Annotated in this window: 15 protein-coding genes; 10 read left to right on the top strand and 5 right to left on the bottom strand. The window is 62.0% G+C overall.

Annotated features, from left to right (window positions below):
* Window positions 1–207: 207 nt before the first annotated feature.
* The 5 genes from AB4O36_RS11705 (at window position 208) to AB4O36_RS11685 (ending at window position 5,987) form a co-directional block, all read left to right on the top strand.
* Window positions 208–900, top strand: coding sequence for a tRNA (adenine(22)-N(1))-methyltransferase (locus AB4O36_RS11705; RefSeq protein WP_460142136.1), 693 nt, complete (start codon window positions 208–210; stop codon window positions 898–900).
* Between the two features lie 184 nt (window positions 901–1,084).
* The gene (locus AB4O36_RS11700) at window positions 1,085–3,136 is read left to right on the top strand and encodes a 2Fe-2S iron-sulfur cluster-binding protein (RefSeq protein ID WP_460141823.1); all 2,052 of its coding nucleotides are present in this window, start codon (window positions 1,085–1,087) and stop codon (window positions 3,134–3,136) included.
* Between the two features lie 229 nt (window positions 3,137–3,365).
* The gene (locus AB4O36_RS11695; protein WP_460141822.1) at window positions 3,366–3,995 is read left to right on the top strand and encodes a glutathione S-transferase family protein; all 630 of its coding nucleotides are present in this window, start codon (window positions 3,366–3,368) and stop codon (window positions 3,993–3,995) included.
* A 163-nt stretch (window positions 3,996–4,158) separates the two neighbouring features.
* The gene (locus AB4O36_RS11690; RefSeq protein WP_460141821.1) at window positions 4,159–5,079 is read left to right on the top strand and encodes a LysR family transcriptional regulator; all 921 of its coding nucleotides are present in this window, start codon (window positions 4,159–4,161) and stop codon (window positions 5,077–5,079) included.
* Window positions 5,079–5,987, top strand: a complete 909-nt coding sequence (locus AB4O36_RS11685) for a LysR family transcriptional regulator (RefSeq protein ID WP_460141820.1) — start codon at window positions 5,079–5,081, stop codon at window positions 5,985–5,987. Before AB4O36_RS11690 ends, AB4O36_RS11685 begins: the two co-directional genes overlap by 1 nt.
* A 73-nt stretch (window positions 5,988–6,060) precedes the next feature.
* Here AB4O36_RS11685 and AB4O36_RS11680 read toward each other — a convergent pair whose 3' ends face one another.
* Window positions 6,061–7,776, bottom strand: coding sequence for a cation:proton antiporter (locus AB4O36_RS11680; RefSeq protein WP_460125195.1), 1,716 nt, complete (start codon window positions 7,774–7,776; stop codon window positions 6,061–6,063).
* A 187-nt stretch (window positions 7,777–7,963) separates the two neighbouring features.
* Here AB4O36_RS11680 and ppk2 point away from each other — a divergent pair, with 187 nt between their 5' ends.
* Together ppk2 and AB4O36_RS11670 are read left to right on the top strand one after the other, a co-directional pair.
* Window positions 7,964–8,788, top strand: a complete 825-nt coding sequence (gene ppk2, locus AB4O36_RS11675) for a polyphosphate kinase 2 (protein WP_460125192.1) — start codon at window positions 7,964–7,966, stop codon at window positions 8,786–8,788.
* Window positions 8,789–8,792: 4 nt separating this feature from the next.
* Window positions 8,793–10,580, top strand: a complete 1,788-nt coding sequence (locus AB4O36_RS11670) for a SulP family inorganic anion transporter (RefSeq protein WP_460141819.1) — start codon at window positions 8,793–8,795, stop codon at window positions 10,578–10,580.
* Window positions 10,581–10,592: 12 nt separating this feature from the next.
* On the opposite strand, the gene AB4O36_RS11665 is transcribed toward AB4O36_RS11670, so the two are convergent.
* From AB4O36_RS11665 to AB4O36_RS11650, 4 genes are all read right to left on the bottom strand, one after another.
* Window positions 10,593–12,029 carry an efflux transporter outer membrane subunit gene (locus tag AB4O36_RS11665; protein ID WP_460141818.1) on the bottom strand — a complete coding sequence of 479 codons (1,437 nt, stop codon included), beginning with the start codon at window positions 12,027–12,029 and terminating at the stop codon, window positions 10,593–10,595.
* A gap of 1 nt (window position 12,030) precedes the next feature.
* Window positions 12,031–15,222 carry an efflux RND transporter permease subunit gene (locus tag AB4O36_RS11660; RefSeq protein ID WP_460141817.1) on the bottom strand — a complete coding sequence of 1,064 codons (3,192 nt, stop codon included), beginning with the start codon at window positions 15,220–15,222 and terminating at the stop codon, window positions 12,031–12,033.
* Entirely contained in the window at window positions 15,219–16,304 is a 1,086-nt protein-coding gene (locus tag AB4O36_RS11655) for an efflux RND transporter periplasmic adaptor subunit (protein WP_460126703.1), read from the bottom strand. Before AB4O36_RS11655 ends, AB4O36_RS11660 begins: the two co-directional genes overlap by 4 nt.
* Before the next feature lie 305 nt (window positions 16,305–16,609).
* A complete protein-coding gene (locus AB4O36_RS11650; RefSeq protein WP_460141816.1) occupies window positions 16,610–16,741 on the bottom strand; it encodes a hypothetical protein in 132 nt (43 codons plus the stop codon).
* Between the two features lie 126 nt (window positions 16,742–16,867).
* On the opposite strand from AB4O36_RS11650, the gene AB4O36_RS11645 reads away from it, so the two are divergent.
* The 3 genes from AB4O36_RS11645 (at window position 16,868) to AB4O36_RS11635 (ending at window position 19,844) form a co-directional block, all read left to right on the top strand.
* On the top strand, window positions 16,868–17,848 hold the full coding sequence (locus AB4O36_RS11645; RefSeq protein ID WP_460141815.1) for a quinone oxidoreductase family protein: 981 nt from the start codon (window positions 16,868–16,870) through the stop codon (window positions 17,846–17,848).
* Between the two features lie 14 nt (window positions 17,849–17,862).
* Window positions 17,863–18,711 carry a TauD/TfdA dioxygenase family protein gene (locus AB4O36_RS11640; protein ID WP_460141814.1) on the top strand — a complete coding sequence of 283 codons (849 nt, stop codon included), beginning with the start codon at window positions 17,863–17,865 and terminating at the stop codon, window positions 18,709–18,711.
* A gap of 80 nt (window positions 18,712–18,791) precedes the next feature.
* Window positions 18,792–19,844, top strand: a complete 1,053-nt coding sequence (locus AB4O36_RS11635; RefSeq protein ID WP_460125175.1) for a beta-keto acid cleavage family enzyme — start codon at window positions 18,792–18,794, stop codon at window positions 19,842–19,844.
* Window positions 19,845–19,922: the final 78 nt, after the last annotated feature.

Raw genomic sequence — 19,922 nt, 5'->3', positions numbered from 1 at the left:
CAGATGTCAGATGCCCGTAATACGGGGGCTTCAGGGCGCATGAGGTCTTTATGACTGCAAGAATCAGCGGTGATAAAGACCCTGTGCAGTCATTAAGACGCGCCTTCGCGGGTGAGCATGACAGTTGAAATGCACAGCGATGCCCGACAAAATCGCGCGCCGGTCTGGCCGAGCGGACCAGCCATTCATAAGCAAAGAGAGATGCCGTTGAACCAACAGACCTTGTCCAGGCGCCTTGAACGGGTGGCGGCCCATGTGCCTGCCGATGCGCGCCTGGCCGATATCGGTTCGGATCACGCTTACTTGCCGGTGGCGCTGCTGCACCGTGGCGCCATTACCGCCGCCGTGGCCGGCGAGGTGGCCTTGACGCCATTTCGCGCGGCCGAACGCACGGTGCGCGAAAACGATCTGGACCAGGCCATCAGCGTGCGCCTGGCCAATGGCCTGGCGGCGATCCAACCCGCTGACGCCATCACCGCCATCAGCCTGTGCGGCATGGGCGGTGAAACCATCCGCGACATCCTCGACAGCGGCAAGGCCTGCCTGAGCGGCCACGAGCGCCTCATCCTGCAACCCAACGGCGGCGAACAACCCTTGCGTCAGTGGCTGATGAGCAACGGTTACCGCATCCTGTTCGAGGAAGTGCTGCGCGAAAACCGCTTCGATTACGAAATCATCGTGGCCGAACGCGGCGAGCCGGTGCATTACAGCGCCGAGCAACTGTACTTCGGCCCGGTGCAGATGCAGGTGCGCAGCCCGGCGTTCCTTGCCAAGTGGCAACGTCTTCTGCGCGAGCGGCAGCGAACCCTGGCCAGTTTCTCCCGGGCGCGCAACGTGCCCGAGCAGAAGGTGCAGGACATCGCCCGACAAGTCCGTTGGATTAGCGAGCTGCTGGCCTGAGTATCGCCGCCGCTCCACCGTTCTGCCTGGCACCATTTCATCTGGTGAAATAGTGGATTGCATTCTGTGCGCATTCCGCCGGCAATGCTTGAAGCGGAAGATGAGCGCTCACGACGAGCCCTGCTTTAATAGGTAGCTCAGAGCCCTGATCGAAGCCGCTGACGCCAGCGCGAGGAGCCCCCCGATGGATGACGTCTCGAAAGCCCCATCTTCCCCCTGGCATGAGGGTGAGCTGACCTTGCAGCGCGCCGTCGGCGCCATCGACATGATGGTGGGCGTTGGCCAGCGGCAACTGGCGCGTACGTGGATGCCGGATCAACATCGTGATTTCTACGCGCAACTGCCTTTCGTAGTGCTGGGCGCCGTGGACCGACAGGGTGACGTCTGGGCGACCATCCGCACAGGCCAGCCGGGTTTCATGAATTCCCCGACACCCCCCATCCTGACCATCAACTTGCAACCGCAGCCCAACGACCCGGCGCAGGAAGGCATGCAGGTGGGCGATGCCATCGGCATGCTCGGCATCGAGTTGCATACTCGTCGGCGCAACCGCATGAACGGCAACATTTTGCGTGAGCTGGGCGAGGGCATCGAGATCGGTGTCACCCAGGCGTACGGCAATTGCCCGCGTTACATCAACCTGCGCCAGTATGCCTTTGTCGACGAGGTCAAGGACACGGTGGTCGAGGTTTCTGTAGTCGACCCGCAGGTACGCCGCATGATCACTGGCGCGGATTCGTTTTACGTCGCCACCTACGTAGAGCGTGATGGCCAGAATCAGGTCGATGCTTCCCATCGCGGCGGCAAGCCGGGCTTTGTACGAATGGAAGAGGATGGCACGCTGACCATTCCGGATTTCAACGGCAACCTCTTTTTCAACACGTTGGGCAACATCCTGCTCAATCCTCGTGCCGGGCTGCTGTTCGTCGACTTCCAGAGCGGCGACCTGCTGCAAATGAGCGGTACAGCGCAAGTGCTGCTGGATGATCCCGAGATTGCCGCCTTCCAGGGCGCTGAGCGCCTGTGGCGGTTCAAGCCGCAACGCATTGTCTACCGTCAGGCCGCGATCCCGTTGCGCTGGGTGGAGGAGGACGAGGGGGAGTCACCCAACTCCCTGATGACCGGCAGTTGGGAGCAGGTCGCCGAGCGTTTGCAGGCCGAGGCGTTGCGCAACCACTGGCGGCCCCTGCGTGTTGCGCACATCGTCGACGAGAGCCCAAGCATTCGCTCGTTCTACCTGGAATCCAACGATGGTCTGGGTTTGCCCGGGTTTGCGCCGGGGCAACACTTGCCCATCCGCATTGCACTGGAAGGGCAGCAGGCGCCCTCGATTCGCACCTACAGCGTGTCCAGCGCCTCCTCGGATGAATTCCTGCGCATCAGCGTCAAGCGCGATGGCCTGATCTCCTCACATCTGCATGATCGCGTTCAGGTCGGCGACTGGATCGAGGCGCGAGCGCCCCAAGGGCATTTCACTGTCCAGGCTGCAGAACGCCGGCCATTGGTACTGCTGGCGGCAGGTGTCGGCATCACGCCACTGTTGTCGATGCTGCGCGAGGTCGTTTACCAGGGCAAACGGATGGGCCGCATGCGCCGGACCTGGCTGGTGCAAAGCAGCCGGACCGTGAGTGACCTGGCGTTTCGCGAAGAAATCGACGCACTGGTGGAGCAGGCCGCGGACGGGGTCGAGGTGGTGCGGGTCGTCAGCCAACCGCCCATCGACGGTGATGGCGAGGACTATGACGTGGCGGGCAGGATCGATGTCGAACTGCTCAAGGCCTTGTTGCCCCTCGATGACTATGACTTCTACCTGTGCGGCCCGGGCAGTTTTACCCAGGCGCTGTACGACGGCCTGCGCAAATTGCGTATTCAGGACGATCGCATCCACGCGGAAACCTTTGGACCGTCGACGCTCAAGCGCGATGTGCAAATCAGCGTGCCGGCGCCGCCGCAGGTGCCCATGGCCACCGAGTCGGTGAGAGTGCTGTTTTCCACCTCCGGCAAGGAAGCGCGCTGGGAGCCGGGCACCGGCACGCTGCTGGAACTGGCCGAAGCCCGTGGCCTCAACCCGGATTTCAGTTGCCGCGGAGGCTCGTGCGGCACCTGCAAAACCAAACTGAGCGGCGGCCAGGTGCATTACCTCAACACCCCGGACCTGGGCCTGGCGGCGGATGAAGTGCTGATCTGCTGCTCGGTCCCGGCAGAGGGCAGCGAAACCCTGATCCTGGATATCTAGCCCCCTGTAGGAGCGAGCTTGCTCGCGAGGCGTTGTGTCAGGCGACTGCAGGTGCGTCAGGATCATCGCATCGCGAGCAAGCTCGCTCCTACAGGGCCTGGATCATTCCAGAAAATGAAATGCTGGATTGCGAAAGCTGGGGATTCCGCTGTTTGTGCCAGCAGTAGAGGATGACGCCATCGCCACGATCACCGTGCCGAGCCCTCAGAATGCCAACAAGGAGTACGTCATGTCCCAGAAAGCGATCATGCTTTACCGTCATCCGTTGTCCGGTCACTCTCACCGCGTTGAATTGGCGCTGTCCCTGCTGGGTGTGCCCACCGAACTGGTATTTGTGGACCTGATGAAGGGCGAGCACAAGACTCCGGAGTTTCTCGCGCTCAACCGCTTTGGCCAGGTGCCGGTGATCGACGACAACGGCGTAGTGCTGGCGGACTCGAACGCCATTCTGGTCTACCTTGCCGAAAAATATGACAAGGGCCACTGGTTGCCAAACGACCCGCTGGCCAAAGCCAACATCCAGCGCTGGTTGTCCGTGGCCGCAGGCCAGGTCAATTCGGGCCCGGCCGCTGCGCGGTTGATTACCGTGTTCGGCGCAGGCTACAACGCCGAAGACGTGATCAATCGCTCCCACGGCCTGCTCAAGTTGATGGAAGAGGAACTGGGCGAACGTAAATTCCTGGCCGGTGAAACACCGACCATCGCCGACGTGGCCGTCTACACCTATGTGGCCCACGCGCCCGAGGGCAACGTCTCGCTGGACGATTACCCGAACGTCCGTGCCTGGCTGGCCCGCATTGAGGCGCTGCCGCGCTTTGTCGGCATGCAACGTACCGCTGTAGGCCTGCAACAGGCTTGATACAGATAGTGGGGCCTGCCGGGAGGGTGTCTCGGCAGGCTCCAACCCCGTTCGAGTGCAACCGATTCATCCCCTCATCGTGCGAAAGTCGCCGCAACCGACAATACTGGCGATTGCCCTGCCTGCGCGTGCGACAACGACCTCAACCACAATCGGGTAACCCATGGATCGCTTTCAGGAAATGCAGATTTTTATGGCCGTTGCAGAGGAAGAGGGATTCGCTGCCGCAGCCCGCACGCTGCGCATTTCTCCTCCGAGCGTGACCCGCGCCATTGCGGCAATGGAAGAACGGATCGGCACTCAGTTGCTGTCCCGTACCACGCGCAGCCTGCACCTGACCGAGGCCGGGCAACGTTATCTCGAGGACTGTCGACGTATCCTGGGCGAACTCGACGAAGCCGAGGAGGCTGCCGCCGGTAGCTATTCGGTGCCCTGCGGCCTGCTGACCGTGACGGCCTCGGTCCTGTTTGGCGAGTTGTACATCGCGCCGCTGATGGCGGACTACCTGGATCAGTTTCCCTCCGTGCACCTCAATGCGATGTTCGTCGACCGAGTGGTCAACATGGCAGACGAAGGCATCGACGTGGCGATCCGCATCGGCCACCTGCGCGAGAGCAACCTGCACGCGGTCAAGGTGGGGGAAGTGCGCCAGGTCATCTGTGCCGCTCCCGCCTATTTCAAGCGTTATGGTCGACCGCAGCACCCTGAAGACTTGAGCACTGCCAATATCGTGATGTCATCGGCCAGTCATCTGCTCAGCGACTGGGTGTTCAACCACGGCTCCACCCCCCTGAGCTTTCGTTTCAACCCGCGCCTGGTGGTCACGGCCAATCAGGCGGCGATCAATATCGCCTGTCAGGGCTGGGGGCTTACACGGGTGCTGTCTTATCAGGTCGCCAGCCGTGTCGGCGCCGGTGAGCTGGACATCGTCCTCCAGGACTTCGAGCCTCCCGCATTGCCCATTCACGTGGTGTACCAGAAAACCAACCGAATACCGGCGAAAGTGCGCACCTTTGTCGACTTCCTGGTTGAGTGTCTGAAGCGCGACGAAGCGCTATTGCCGACAGCCAAAGGCATGACGTGATGGACCGCTATCACGAGATGCTGATGTTCACGGCGCTCTCGGAGCGCCCCAGCCTTGCGTCGGCAGCACGCCGACTCAACGTGTCGGGGCCGACCGTCATGCGCGCGGTCGCCCGGTTGGAAGCTCGCCTGGGTGTCACATTGTTGCAGCGAAGTACCCGGGGCATCACGTTGACCGACGCCGGTGCGGCGTTCATGGTCGATGCATCGCGCATCCTCAAGGCGGTTGATGAGGCCGAGGCATCTGCCAAGGGCCTTCACGTTCAGGCGCAAGGCAACCTCAATGTGTTGCTGCCGCTGCTGTTCAGCCGTTATGTGATGACGCCGGTACTGACCGGTTACATGGACCAGTATCCCGAGGTCGGTATTTTCGCGCGGTATCAGGATCACGCGGCCAACTTGTACGAAGACGGCGTGGACGTGGCGGTGCTGGTGGGGCACCTGCCCAACTCATCACTGATCGCGCGCCCCGTTGGCCATGTCCGCTCGATCGTCTGCGCAAGCCCCGACTACCTGGCGCTCCATGGCGAGCCCGATGTTCCCCAGGACCTGCACAAACATCGGCTGATCGCCACCCAACCCCATCAGCACAGCGTCCAGTGGCCCTTTCAGGATCAGGGGGAGTCCATCGTCGTCAAGGCGCGCACGCGACTCAGTTGTGCCACGTTGCAGGCCGCCATCGATGCCGCCGCCAATGGCGCCGGTGTCACTCGATGCCTGAGTTACCCGTTGTACGATTATCTGCGCACGGGGCGATTGCGCAGGGTGCTGCACGCCTACGACCCGCCTTCGACGCCAGTGCATGTGGTCTATCGGGAAAGGCGCAACGCTTCGATGCGCGTGCGCAGTTTCGTCAGTTATGTGGTTGATCGACTGCGTGAGCATCCCGCGATGCGGGCGGACGCATGACTCCAGAACAATCCCGGAGGTTGCTGAGTCCCCTTGCTGCAATCAACATAAGCGCCTTGGGGTAACCCGACTTTCAACGAAACTCCTGATCCGCCTCGCCCGTGTAACACCCCTGCAACAGCTGATAGCGGTCACGGCGGATGTGCTCGACTCGTTCCTGGACCTGTTGTTCGGGGAAACCCAGCAGCACCAGGGCGTGGGAGGCGAGCATCAGGCTGGATTCCATCAATTCGGGCACCACTTCGCTGGCCCCGGCCGCCTTGAGCTCGGGTGCACGCTGGTCATCCTGGGTGCGCACCAGAATCGGCACGCTCGTGTTTAGACTGCGGGCTGCCTGCAGGATCTTAAGCGCGGTGTCGGTATTGTCGACTGCAATCACAAGGAGGCTGGCGCGTTCTACGCCGACCGCAGTCAGCAGTTCGCCTCGTTGCGAGTCACCGTAATGCACGGCGTTGCCTGTGGCCTCAGCGTCTCGCACCGCTTGGGGATCGGTATCGAGGGCGACACAGGATTGGCCGGCGTTGCGCAGGAACCGGCCGATGGCCTGACCCACTCGACCGTATCCGCAAATCACCACATGGCTGTTCTCCTGGGCGTTGCGTGCGCTGATTTCCTCGAGTTGCGCCTCGTGGTTGGGCTTGCGGTGCAGGCGGGCCGCAATGCGCGGGGCCAGGCGCAGCAGCGAAGGAGTGAGCAGCATCGAACAAAACGTCGCGGCGAGCAGCAACCCGCCCAGCTCGGCGGGCAGCAGGTCGTTCTGTTGCATCTGCGTCATCAGGGCAAAACAGAATTCACCGCCCTGGGCCAGTGCCAGGCCGCTACGCCAGGCAGTTTCAGTGTCCTGCCCGCGCACCTTGACCAACAGCGCGACCACGCAACCCTTGATCAGCAGCAGGCCCAGCGTGAGGGCCAGAATCAGCAAGCCATGGCTGGCAAACAGGCGCAGGTCGATCAGCATGCCGATGCTGACGAAAAATACCCCCAACAGGATGTCCTTGAAGGGGCGGATGTCGGCCTCGATCTGATGCCGATAGTGGCTTTCACCAAGCAACATGCCCGCGAGGAAGGCGCCCAGTGCCGGCGACAGCCCGATCAGGTGGGTCAGCCCCGCCGCGAGCAGCACGATCACCAGGGCCAGCAGCACAAACAGTTCGGAAGAGCGCGAGGCCGCCACTTCATGAAACAGATGCGGCAACACCCAGCGACTGGCCAGGGACAGCCCGGCGAACAGCAACAGGGTCTTGCCCAGCGTGATCGGCAGCGCCCAGTACCAGGCCTGGTCACTGGCACCGGACAGCACTGGCACCAGGGTCAACAGGATCACCGCCACGACGTCCTGGAACAGCAGCACGCCGATCGCATTTTGCCCATGGCTGCTGAACACTTCGCCGAGGCTGCCCAATTCCTTGACCACGATCGCCGTGGAGGACAGCGCCAGCCCGGCGCCGAGCATGAGTGCAGCCGCCGTCGGCAACCCGGCCAGCATCAGCAACCCGCCAGCAACGGCCCCGGTGAGCAAGATCTGCAAGCTGCCCAGGCCAAACACCACGCGACGCAACTCGATCATTTTCGACAGGGAAAACTCCAGGCCCAGGGAGAACAGCAGGAACACCACCCCCAACTCCGCGACCAGCGCCAGCACCGCACTGTCGTTGACCCAGTCGAAGGCCGTGGGGCCAACCATCAGGCCAACGCAGAGGTAGCCCAGCACCGGCGGCAGGTGCAGCCGGTGGAAAAGGGCAATGATCACCAGCGAGGCGGAAAAAAGAATCAAAAGGCTGACTAACATGGTCGCTCCGTGACGGCGCTGTGCACTGCTGGAAAATTGTAGCTGGCGGACGGCAATGCGCCGGGTTGTGATGCAAAGATGTCCCGCGTCATGGCGCCTGAACTGTTTGGATCTACACTGGATTTCGAGGATGAAACCGGGGCGTTTTCAACGCTCAGCCGCTACGTCAATTTCATGAGGCTCGGTCATGGCAAAAGCAAAGAAGAAGAGCGCCCCCAAAGCCGATTCAGCCGACAGCCCAAAGCTGAAAAACAAGGACTATCTGGATGAGCTGCGTCACCTGCATGTCGAGCTGGTCAAGTTGCAGGAATGGGTGAAGCAGGAAGGCATCAAGATTTGTGTGATCTTTGAGGGGCGCGACGGCGCAGGCAAAGGCGGGACTATCAAGGCCATCACCGAGCGCGTCAGCCCGCGGGTGTTTCGGGTGCTTGCATTGCCCGCGCCCACCGACCGGGAAAAGAGCCAGATGTATCTACAGCGCTATCTGCCGCATCTTCCAGCGGCCGGTGAAATCGTCATCTTCGACCGCAGTTGGTACAACCGAGCCGGGGTCGAGCGGGTCATGGGTTTTTGCACCGAAGAGCAGGTCGAAAAGTTTCTCAAGTCCGTGCCGCAGGTGGAGCGGGCCATCGTCGATTCCGGCGTGATCCTGCTCAAATACTGGCTGGATGTGAGTCCGCAGGAGCAGACGCGACGGCTTGAAGGGCGCATCGAGGACGGCCGCAAAATCTGGAAGCTGTCACCGATGGACCTCAAGTCCTACAGCCGCTGGTACGACTATTCCCGGGCGCGCGACGAAATGTTCAAGGCCACCGACACCGAGTACGCGCCCTGGCTCGTGGCCAATTCCAATGATAAACGGCGTACGCGCCTGAACATCATTGCCGACCTGCTCAGCCGTATTCCCTACAAGGAAGTGCCGCGCGAGAAGGTCAAGCTGCCGAAGCGGCAAAAGCCCGGTGGCTACAAAGACCCGGATTATCCGTACCGGCATATTCCGCAGAAGTTCTAGGCACATGAGTGATTCCAATACGCCGCCGCCCGTGGCCGAGCCCGGCCGCATAGCCCGTAACAACACGGCGGAACAAAGCGGTTGGCAGCGTTGGTTGCCGGGCTTGCAGACGCTACGTCGTTATCAACTGGCGTGGTTGCCCAACGACATTGTCGCCGGCCTGGTGCTCACCACCATGCTGGTGCCGGTGGGCATTGCCTACGCGGTGGCGTCCGGTGTGCCAGGCATTTACGGCCTGTATGCGACCATCGTGCCGCTGTTGGCGTATGCCTTGTTCGGTCCGAGCCGCATTCTGGTGCTCGGCCCGGACTCGTCATTGGCAGCGGTGATACTCGCGGTGATCCTGCCGTTGTCCGGCGGCGACCCGCAGCGTGCGATTGCGCTGGCGGCGGCAATGGCCATTGTTTCCGGGACGGTGTGCATCCTTGCGGGCCTCGCCAAACTCGGCTTCGTCACCGAGTTGCTGTCCAAACCCATTCGCTACGGTTACATGAACGGCATAGCCTTGACTGTGCTGATCAGCCAGTTGCCCAAGTTGTTTGGCTTCTCCATAGAGAGCGACGGGCCGTTGCGCAACCTGTGGGCCATTGGTTCCGGGGTGCTTGGCGGCAGAGCCAACTGGGCGACATTCCTGATCGGCGCCGCCACCCTGGTGGTGATCCTGATGCTGAAGAACCACAAGCGTGTGCCTGGCATCCTGATCGCCGTGGCGGCCGCGACGATTGTCGTCGGTGTGTGGGACCTGGCGTCACACGGTGTCGCGGTTCTCGGTTCGCTGCCCCAGGGTTTACCCGCGTTCGCCATTCCGTGGATTACCCGGGACGATATCGTCCCGGTGCTGATTGGTGGTTGCGCCGTGGCGCTGGTGTCGTTCGCCGACACCAGCGTGCTGTCGCGGGTGTACGCGGCGCGGACCCGGACGTCGGTCGATCCGAATCAGGAGATGGTCGGGCTGGGCGTGGCCAATCTGGCCGGAGGCTTGTTCCAGGGTTTCCCCATTAGCAGCAGCTCGTCCCGTACCCCGGTGGCCGAAGCGGCGGGGGCCAAGACCCAGTTGACCGGGGTGGTCGGCGCGCTGGCCGTGGCAGTGTTGTTGATGGTGGCGCCGAACCTGCTCAAGGACCTGCCCACCAGCGCCCTGGCCGCCGTGGTGATTGCCTCGGCCATCGGCCTGATCGAAGTCAGCGACCTGCGCCGCATTTATCGCATCCAACGCTGGGAATTCTGGCTGTCGATCGTTTGTACGGTCGGTGTGGCCGTGTTCGGGGCCATCGAGGGCATCGGCATCGCCATCGTGATTGCCGTGATCGAATTCCTCTGGGACGGCTGGCGTCCGTATTCGGCGGTCCTGGGACGTGCCGAAGGCGTGCAGGGCTATCACGACATCCAGCGCTATCCACAGGCGCAAAGGGTGCCCGGGCTGGTGTTGTTTCGCTGGGATGCGCCGTTGTTTTTCGCCAATGCCGAATTATTCCATGACCGCGTGCTGGATGCCGTGGCGACTTCGCCGACACCGGTGCGCTGGTTGGTGGTGGTGGCTGAACCGGTCACCAGCGTCGACGTGACGTCCGCCGACATGCTCGCCGAATTGGACGAAACCTTGCACACTGCCGGTATCGAATTGTGCGTGGCGGGGATGAAAGATCCGGTCAAGGACAAGCTCAAGCGCTTCGGCTTGTTTGCTCGAATTGGCGAGTCGGCATTCTTTGCCACCATCGGCGCGGCGGTCAGCAGCTATCTCGCGCGGTATCCAGAGCGGTGGGGCACCGAGGAGCACGATGATTTCGATTAGCCGTCGCTCCTCTCATGGCTGAGTCGTCCGCGTATCCGCCGCGGTCAATTGCTCTGCCTCGGTCACCCAACCGCCACCGGTGGCCTTGTACAGGTTGATCATCGAGGTGAACACTGAACCACGGGTCTGCGTGTAGTTGAGTTCGGCGTCGAACAGGCTGCGCTCGGCATCCAACACTTCGATGTAGCTGGTGTAGCCGTTGTCATAACGCAAGCGTGCGTAATGGGCGTAAGTACGCAACGCCTCGACCTGACTGGCCTGGAAAGCCATTTGTTCGCGGGATTTACTCGACGCCACCAAAGCGTTTTCCACATCGCCAAACGCCGATTGAATGGCTTTCTGGTAGGTCAGCAACGCTTCCTGTTGGAAGGCTTCGGCCTGTTGAACCTGGCCGGCGATGGCGCCCCCGGTGAAGATCGGCATGTTCGCCGCGACGCCGTAGGACCAGGTGGCGGCGGGGCCGGTAAACAGGTTCGACAATTGGTTGCTGACCGAACCGAGTAGGCCCGTCAGGGAAATGGTCGGGAAGTACTGGGCCTTGGCTGCGCCGATCTGGGCGTTGGCCGAGATCAGGTTCAGTTCCGCCTGACGCAGGTCGGGACGACGCTCCAGCAAGTCCGAGGGCAGACCGGCAGGCACCGACGGCAACGTCAGTTGTGACAGGTCGCGCCCACGCAGAATGGGGCCCGGGTTACGTCCGAGCAGTATCGCCAGCAGGTTCTCCTGCTGCGCCACCAGGGGTTCGAGTTGTGCCACCGACGCGAGGGTTCGCTGATATTCGGACTGATTTTGCGCCAGCTCCATTTCGGAGATGGTCCCGGCGCCAAAACGCAGCTTGAAAATCTCAAAGGAGTCACCGCGCACCTTGGCGGTGGTGCGGGCGATTGCAAGTTCCTGATCCAGATCGCGCAGGGTGATGTAACTGGTCGCGACCGACGACACCAGACTCAGGATTACGCTGCGACGGCCTTCCTCCGAGGCCAGCAGATCGGCACGCGCGGATTCGTTGAGGCGGCGCAGGCGGCCCCAGATGTCCAGCTCCCAGTCGACACTGAGCAGCGCCTGATAATTGCTGTAGATCGGGTCGAGCCCTGAAGTCAACGATGTCGGGCCGTTATCCCGCGGCGCGCGGTTGCGTGAGCCCTGTGCGCCCAGGCCGACCTGGGGAAAGTACAGCGAACGGGTTTGGCCGTAGCGGCCCTGGAATTGCTCGACGCGGGCGGCGGCGATCTTGATGTCCTTGTTCTCGAGCAAGGCGCTGCGGATCAGCTCATTGAGCACCGGGTCCTGGAACTGCTCCCACCACAAGGTGTTGGACAGGTTTTTCGCTTCCTTGTCCGCGTAGCGCCAGCCCGCCGGTGTTTCGATCTCGGGTGCCTTGTAGTCGGGACCGACCATGCAGCCGACCAGGCCCAGGCACACCAGCAAGGCAAATGAGGGCTTATGCATGTCAGTCACCCTCGTGGCGGTGTTGGGGCGCGCCGTGTGGAACGGGGCCCGAATCAGTGGTCTTCTGCTCGGCATCCTTGCTGCCGAACATGCGTTCCACCAGGTAATAGAACAACGGGATGAAGAACACCGCGATCACCGTCGCCGCGAGCATGCCGCCGATTACTCCGGTGCCGATGGAGTGGCGGCTGTTTTCCGAAGCGCCGACCGCAATGGCCAGCGGCACGCACCCGAGGATGAATGCCAGCGAAGTCATGACGATAGGGCGCAGGCGCTCCTTCGCAGCGGTCATGGCGGCATCGTAGGCGGACATGCCGTTCTCTCGGTTGAGCACGGCAAACTCGAAGATCAGGATGGCGTTTTTCGCCGCCAGCGCCACCAGCATGGTCAGGCCGATCTGGAAGTACACGTCGTTGCTCAGGCCTCGGATCAGCACCGCAAGCAATGCGCCGAAGATGGCAAAGGGCACGGCCAGCAGCACGCCGACCGGCAACGACCACTTCTCGTATTGCGCCGCCAGGATCAGGAAGACCATCACCAGGCCGAAGATGAACACCTGTGACGAGGCGCCTCCGCTCTTTTTCTCCTCGAAAGCTTCGCCACTGAGGGCCAGCGAGTAGTCGTTCGTCATGATTTCGGCGCTTATTTCCTCCAGTGCCGCCAGGGCCTGTCCGGTGCTGTAGCCCGGCGCTGCGTTGGCCGTGAGCTTGACGGCGGGGAAGTTGTTGAAGCGGGTCAACAGGTCGGGCCCGGTGACATAACGTGTCGAAAGCACCGCCTTGAGCGGCACCATGTCCAGGCTCTTGTTGCGCACGTAGATCTGCTGCAAGTCTTCGGCCTTGAGACGGTAGGAAGGCTCAGCCTGCAAAATCACCTGCCACAGACGGCTGAACTTATTGAACTGCGACACGTACAGCGAGCCGAACATGGTCTGCATGGCGCTGTACACGTCCTCGACCGGAACGCCCAGTGACTCGGCCTTTTCCCGGTCGACGTCAACCATCAATTGCCGGGAATGGACGTTGAAGGTCGAGGTGATGGCTCCCAGTTCCGGCCGGTCCTTGGCTTTGGCAATCAGGGTGCCGACTACTTCCGCCAACTGATCAACGCCGCCGTCGCCCTTGCTCTGCACCCAGACTTCCATGCCGCCGGTGGTCCCAAGGCCCGGAATGGACGGCGGGTTGACCGGCAGGATGATGCCTTCCTGCACGGTAGAAAAGGCACGCGCAGCTTTCTGGATCACCGCCGGGGCGCTTTGCTGTTCAATGGTGTCCGAGTCCTTGTAGCGCTCCTCGAAATCCTTGAACCCGACGAAAAACGCCGCGGCGTTGTTCTTGTTCTGGCCATCGAGCAGGCTGTAGCCGTTGACGATGGCCACGCCTTCGACCGACGGATCGTTCTGGAAGAAGTCACTGGCGACCTGGCCGACCGCGCCGGTGCGATCCAGGCTGGCGGCGTCGGGCATGATTACTGCGCCCAGGAGATATCCCTGGTCTTCCGGCGGCAGGAAGGCGCTGGGGATGCGCTGAGCCATCAGCACCATCAGCACGATCATCCCGGCGAACAGCAACAACGCCAGCACAAAACGCTTGATCAGGAATGCCACCGAACGCGAGTAGCCCTCGGTCATGCGCTCGAAACTGCGTTCGAACCAACGGAAGAAGGCGTTTTTCTCGCCGTGCTGCGGCTTGAGCAGCAAGGCGGCGAGGGCGGGCGACAGTGTGAGGGCGACCAGCCCCGAAATCACCACGGAAATGGCGATGGTAATGGCGAACTGTTTATACAGCTGACCGGTGATGCCGCCCATGAACGCCACCGGTATAAACACGGCGCACAACACCAGCACGATGGCGACCACGGGGCCGGCTACTTCATCCATGGCCCGCTTGGCCGCATCCTTGGGCGTCATCTTGTGCACGTGCATGTTGCGTTCGACGTTCTCGATCACCACGATCGCGTCATCCACCACGATGCCGATGGCCAGCACCATGCCGAACAGTGTCAGCATGTTCACCGAGAACCCCAGCGCGAGCATGCCGACGAAGGTGCCGACAATCGATACCGGCACCGCAATCACCGGAATCAATGTGGCGCGCAGGCTTTGCAGGAAGAGGAACACGACGATCACCACCAAGACCAGCGCTTCGAAAAAGGTGTGGATCACCTCGGAGATCGAGGCACGGGTGAAGGCGGTGGTGTCCATCACGATCTTGTATTCAATGCCTTCGGGAAAGGTCGCCTTCATGTCGGCGAGGGTCTTGGTCACTGCCGCCGAGACGTCAAGGGCGTTGGCGCCAGGCTGCTGGTAGACGGCGATCAGCGTTGCCGGTTTGCCCTGGTACGTGCTGCGTAGCGAGTAGTCCTTCTGCCCGAGTTCGGCGCGGCCGACGTCCTTGAGCCTCACGATGGCGCCGCCCTGGTTGCTGGCGCGCAGGATAATGTTCTCGAATTCGGACGGTTCGGTCAGGCGGCCCTTGGTGGTCACGGCAAATGACTGCTCGACGGCGGTGCCGGTGGGCGACTGGCCGACCCGACCGACCGCAAACTGCTGGTTCTGGTTGGCGACGGCCTTTTGCACATCGGCGGCGGTAATGCCCAGTTGGGCCATGCGATCTGGCTTGAGCCAGATGCGCATTGCGTAGTCCGGTGTGCCGAAGATGCTGGCCTGGTTTGCGCCGGGGATGCGCTTGAGCGCATCAAGCACATAAAGGTTGGCGTAGTTGGCCACGTAAGTGCTGTCGTAACGGTCACCTGCGGAATAGACCGCCAGCACCATCATGAACGCCGATGATTTCTTCTGGACCTGGATGCCCTGGCTCTGCACGGCGGAAGGCAGTTGCGGCAGGGCCAGGTTGACCCGGTTCTGTACGTCCACCTGGGCCAGCGCCGGGTCGGTGCCGATCTCGAAGAACACGTTGAGGGTCATGTTGCCCGTCGCCGAGCTCGACGAGTTCATGTAGATCATGTTGTCCGCGCCATTGACCTGCTGCTCGATGGGGGCGGCGACGTTATTGGCCACCACCTGCGCATCCGCGCCGGGGTAGGTCGCCGCGACAGTAATTTGCGGCGGCGTGATGTCCGGGTACTGGGCAACGGGCAGCGCCAACATGGCCACGGCACCGGCCAGGGTGATGACGATGGAGATGACCGAGGCGAAGATCGGTCGGTCGATGCAGTAGTGAGAAATGCTCATGGGCTTTTCCCGCCCGTAGCCGCGCCGGCTTTTATGGTTTGACCGGTTTCAGCGGGGGCGGGCGCAGGTGCATTGGCCTCGGTGATTTTCAGCGGCCCGCCGGGTGTCACCCGCAGCGCGCCATCGACGACGATGCGTTCGCCGCTGCGCAGGCCCTTGTTGATAAACCAGTTGTCACCTTGCCATTCGCCCACCTCGACTACCCGCTGTTCGGGTTTGCCTTCGGCATTGACCACCCAGACAAAATGACTCTTGGCGCCCTCAAGCACGGCTTTTTGAGGCACCAGGATGGCGTCCGGGCGCGACGCTCCACGGGCCAGCGCACGTACGAACTGGCCTGGGCGAAGCAGGCCGTTGGGGTTGGCGAGCACGGCGCGTACCAGGAAGGTCCCGGTTTCCTGGCTGTAGGATGGGGCGAGGAAGTTGACCTTGCCTTTCTCCGGCACCAGGGTGCCATCGGCCAGCATGATTTCGACGACGAAGTCGCTGCGTGGCGGAAATTTCAGGTGTCCGGCGGCGATTTCGTCGCGGTACTTGAGGTTTTCGTTTTCCGAAAGGCTGAAGTTGACGTACATCGGGTCCATTTGCGAAACCGAGGTCAGCAAGCCGGATTCGCCGGGGGTGACGTAGCTGCCTTCCTGTTTTTTCGCGTCGCTGGACAGGCCGTTGAGTGGCGAGGAAATGGTGGTGTAGCTGAGGTTCAACTGTGCAGTGCGTACCTCGCCCTCGGCGGCAAGCACGGCGGCCTTGGTTTCGCGCTCGGCGCCCACGGCATTGTCCAGGTCCATCTTGCTCACCGCGTTTTGCGCCGCCAACGGGCGCACGCGGGCCAGGGTTGCCTTGGCGACTTCCCAGCGCGCCTGTTGCTGGGCCAATTGCCCCTGGGCCGAGACCAGCGCGGCCTCGAAGGGCTTGCGGTCCATCTGGAACAGGACCTGGCCGGTTTTAACCAGGTCCCCCTCGGTGTACTGGCGTTTGTCGAGGAAGCCGGCAACCCGTGCGCGGATCTCGACTTCACGAGAGCTCTGGGTCTGGGCGACGAATTCGAAGGTGACCGGGGTATCGCGAGCCGTGACGGTCATCACGGTGACATCCGGCGGTTGGCGGGCTGGTGCGACCGGCTCTTTGCCGCAGCCTGCAAGCAGGCTCGAGAGCCCCATCAGAACGACAACTGGCGCGCACAAGCGCTGCCAGACAACGAATGAATTCACACCCATGCCCCCGCTCCCTAAAGGTCTCCCGATCAGAAGCGTAGTCACAAAGTATGCGCTGCGCTAACCGCGATGGAATCGGCACAAAACCCTGTAGGAGCGAGCTTGCTCGCGATGGCGGTGGGTCATTCAAATGATGGGTGTCTGGGACACCGCCATCGCGGGCAAGCCCGCTCCTACAGGACCTTGTTGCGCCTGCCATCTTCTGTAGGAGCGAGCATGCTCGCGATGGACTCCAGGACAACGCGGGGCGTCAGGTATCCAGCGTTATCGTTGACCTCCATCGCGGCGGTTCGACGCCTCGACATGCTCGCTCCTACAGGGGGCTGTCATCAAATGAAAAGCCATTGTCGCCCGATGACAAGCGACTTCCCGGTCACCGCCCTACAGTCCAATCAGCGCAATTCGACAATGCTGACTGGGGAATAACAAAAATGGCCAAAGCCGTACGCTTCTACGAAACCGGTGGTCCCGAAGTGCTTCGTTATGAAGAGGTCGAGGTGGGTGACCCGGGCCCGGGCCAGGTGCGCCTGCGCCACGTGGCCGTCGGCCTGAACTACGCCGACACCTATTTCCGCAACGGCACTTACCCGATTCCGATGCCCAACGGCATGGGCGTCGAAGCGTCCGGGGTTGTCCAGGCCATTGGCGAGGGCGTGAGCAACGTCCAGGTGGGTGATCGCGTCACCTATACGGGCTTTCTCAATACCTTGGGTGCCTACAGCACCGAGCGCCTGATCCCGGCGGCACCGCTGATCAAGCTGCCGGAAACCATCAGTTTCGAAACAGCGGCGGCCATGACCATGCGCGGCCTGACGTCGTCGTACCTGATGCGCCGTATCTACGATTTCAAGGCCGGTGACAGCATCCTGCTGCACGCCGCAGCCGGCGGGGTCGGCCTGATTGTTTCGCAGTGGGCCAAACTGCTCGGCCTCAATGTGATCGGCACCGTGTCCACCGAGGCCAAGGGGGAAATCGCCAAGGCCCACGGCTGCAATCATGTCATCAACTACAGCCATGAAGACGTCGCCCAGCGCGTTCGCGAGCTGACCGATGGCGTGGGCGTCAATGTGGTGTTCGACAGCGTCGGCAAGAACACTTTCGCCGGCTCCCTGGACTCGCTCAAACGTCGGGGCCTGATGGTGTGCGTCGGCACTGCGTCCGGTCCGATCCCGGCGTTCGATCCGGTGATGCTGGCCATGAAGGGCTCGCTGTTTCTGACCCGTCCGGCCCTGGCTGACTACATCGCCGACCCTGCGGAAAAAGCTGCCCTGGCTGGCGAGTTGTTCGATCACGTCGGCAGCGGCCGGATCAAGATCGAGATCAACCAGCACTATGCGTTGCAGGACGCCGTCCAGGCCCACCGTGACCTGGAATTGCGCAAGACTACCGGCTCTTCGATTTTCGTCATCTAAGGGAGTGCCCTGCCATGAAAGTCGAACAATTGACCTGCAGCCTCGGCGCTGAACTGCAAGGCGTGAACCTCGCCGATGCAGTGCATGACGACGGGCTGTTCGCCGAGATCCGCGCGCAGTTACTCCAGCACCGGGTGTTGTTCCTGCGTGACCAGGACATCAGCCGCGCCGACCACGTGGCGTTTGCCCGGCGTTTCGGTGAGCTGGAAGACCATCCGGTGGCGGGCAGCGACCCTGACCATCCGGGGCTGGTGCGCATCTACAAGAACCCTGACCAGCCGATGGACCGCTACGAAAACGCCTGGCACACCGACGCCACCTGGCGCGAGGCGCCGCCGATGGGCTGCGTGCTGCGCTGCGTCGAGTGCCCGCCGGTAGGCGGTGACACCATGTGGGCGAACATGGTCCAGGCGTACGCCAATTTGCCGGAAGACGTGAAGGTCAAGATCGCCGACCTGCGCGCCCGCCACAGCATCGAAGCCAGTTTTGGCGCGGCGATGCCCCTGGAAAAACGCCTGGCGCTCAAGGCGATGTACCCGGACGCCGAGCACCCGGTGGTGCGCACCCATCCGGAAACCGGGGAAAAGGTGCTCTTCGTCAACGCCTTCACCACGCATTTGAGCAACTACCACACCCCGGACCGTGTGCGCTTCGGGCAGGACGCCAACCCCGGTGCCGGTGAGTTGCTGCGCTACCTGATCAGCCAGGCCTACATCCCGGAATATCAGGTGCGCTGGCGCTGGAAGCCCAACAGCATTGCCATCTGGGACAACCGCAGCACCCAGCATTACGCCGTCATGGACTACCCGCCGTGCCATCGCAAGATGGAGCGCGCCGGGATCATCGGTGACAAGACCTACTGATTTTTTGCATCCGCACTCGTAAAGCGCCCGCCCGGCAAGACTCCAGGCGGGCGGGACAATCATAAGAACTGGAGTAACCCATGCAATTCTTCGACGATTCCCTGCACCCCGAAACCATGGAAAAGGTGGTGATCACCGTGGCCCCGTACGGCCCGGAATGGATGCCGCAAGACTTTCCCGAAGACATCCCACTGACCATGGACGAGCAAGTGCAGAAGGCGGTGGACTGCTACGAAGCCGGCGCCACGGTGCTGCACCTGCATGTCCGTGAGCTGGATGGCAAGGGGTCCAAGCGTTTGTCCAAGTTCAACGAACTGATTGCCGGTGTGCGTGAAGCGGTGCCGGACATGATCATACAGGTCGGTGGTTCGATTTCCTTTGCTCCGGAAAGCGAAGGCGAAGCGGCCAAATGGCTGTCCGACGACACCCGCCACATGCTGGCGGAGCTGACGCCGAAACCGGATCAGGTGACAGTCGCCATCAACACCACCCAGATGAACATCATGGAGTTGCTGTATCCGGAGTACCTGAAGGGCACGTCGCTGGACAATCCCATGGTGCATGCCGCCTATAGCGAAATGACCGTACCGGCAGGTCCGGCCTGGGTTGCCGAGCACCTCAAGCGTCTGATGGACAACGGCATCCAGCCGCATTTCCAACTGACCGGCATGCACGCCCTGGAAACCCTGGAGCGCCTGGTGCGTCGTGGCGTGTACATGGGCCCGCTGAACCTGACCTGGATCGGTATTGGCGGTGGTTTCGACGGTCCGAACCCGTTCAACTTCTTCAACTTCATCCACCGCGCGCCGGACGGCTGCACCTTGACCAGCGAGTCGCTGCTCAAAAACGTCATGCCCTTCAACACCATGTCGATGGCGATGGGGCTGCACCCGCGTGTGGGCAATGAGGACACTATCATTGATCACAAGGGTGATCGGTTTGGTTCGGTCGATCAGATCCGGCAGACCGTGCGCATCGCCCACGAATTGGGTCGCGAAATCGCCACCGGCAAAGAAGCCCGTGAGATTTATCGCATCGGTGTGAAGTACAACAGCATCGAACAGACCCTGCTGGCCAACGGCATGGCCCCCAACCGCAAGGCTGGGCAAAAGGGCGTGCCGCAACGCGGCTGACCGGTGGCGGGTGCGGCCCTGTGGTCACGCGCTCGCCGAATCGCTACACGCTTGATAACAACAATAAAACAAAGCTTC

Source organism: Pseudomonas sp. S2_E01 (assembly GCF_054668365.1).
Note: the sequence above shows the minus strand (reverse complement) of the source record. Positions and strands in the feature narration are given on the sequence as shown.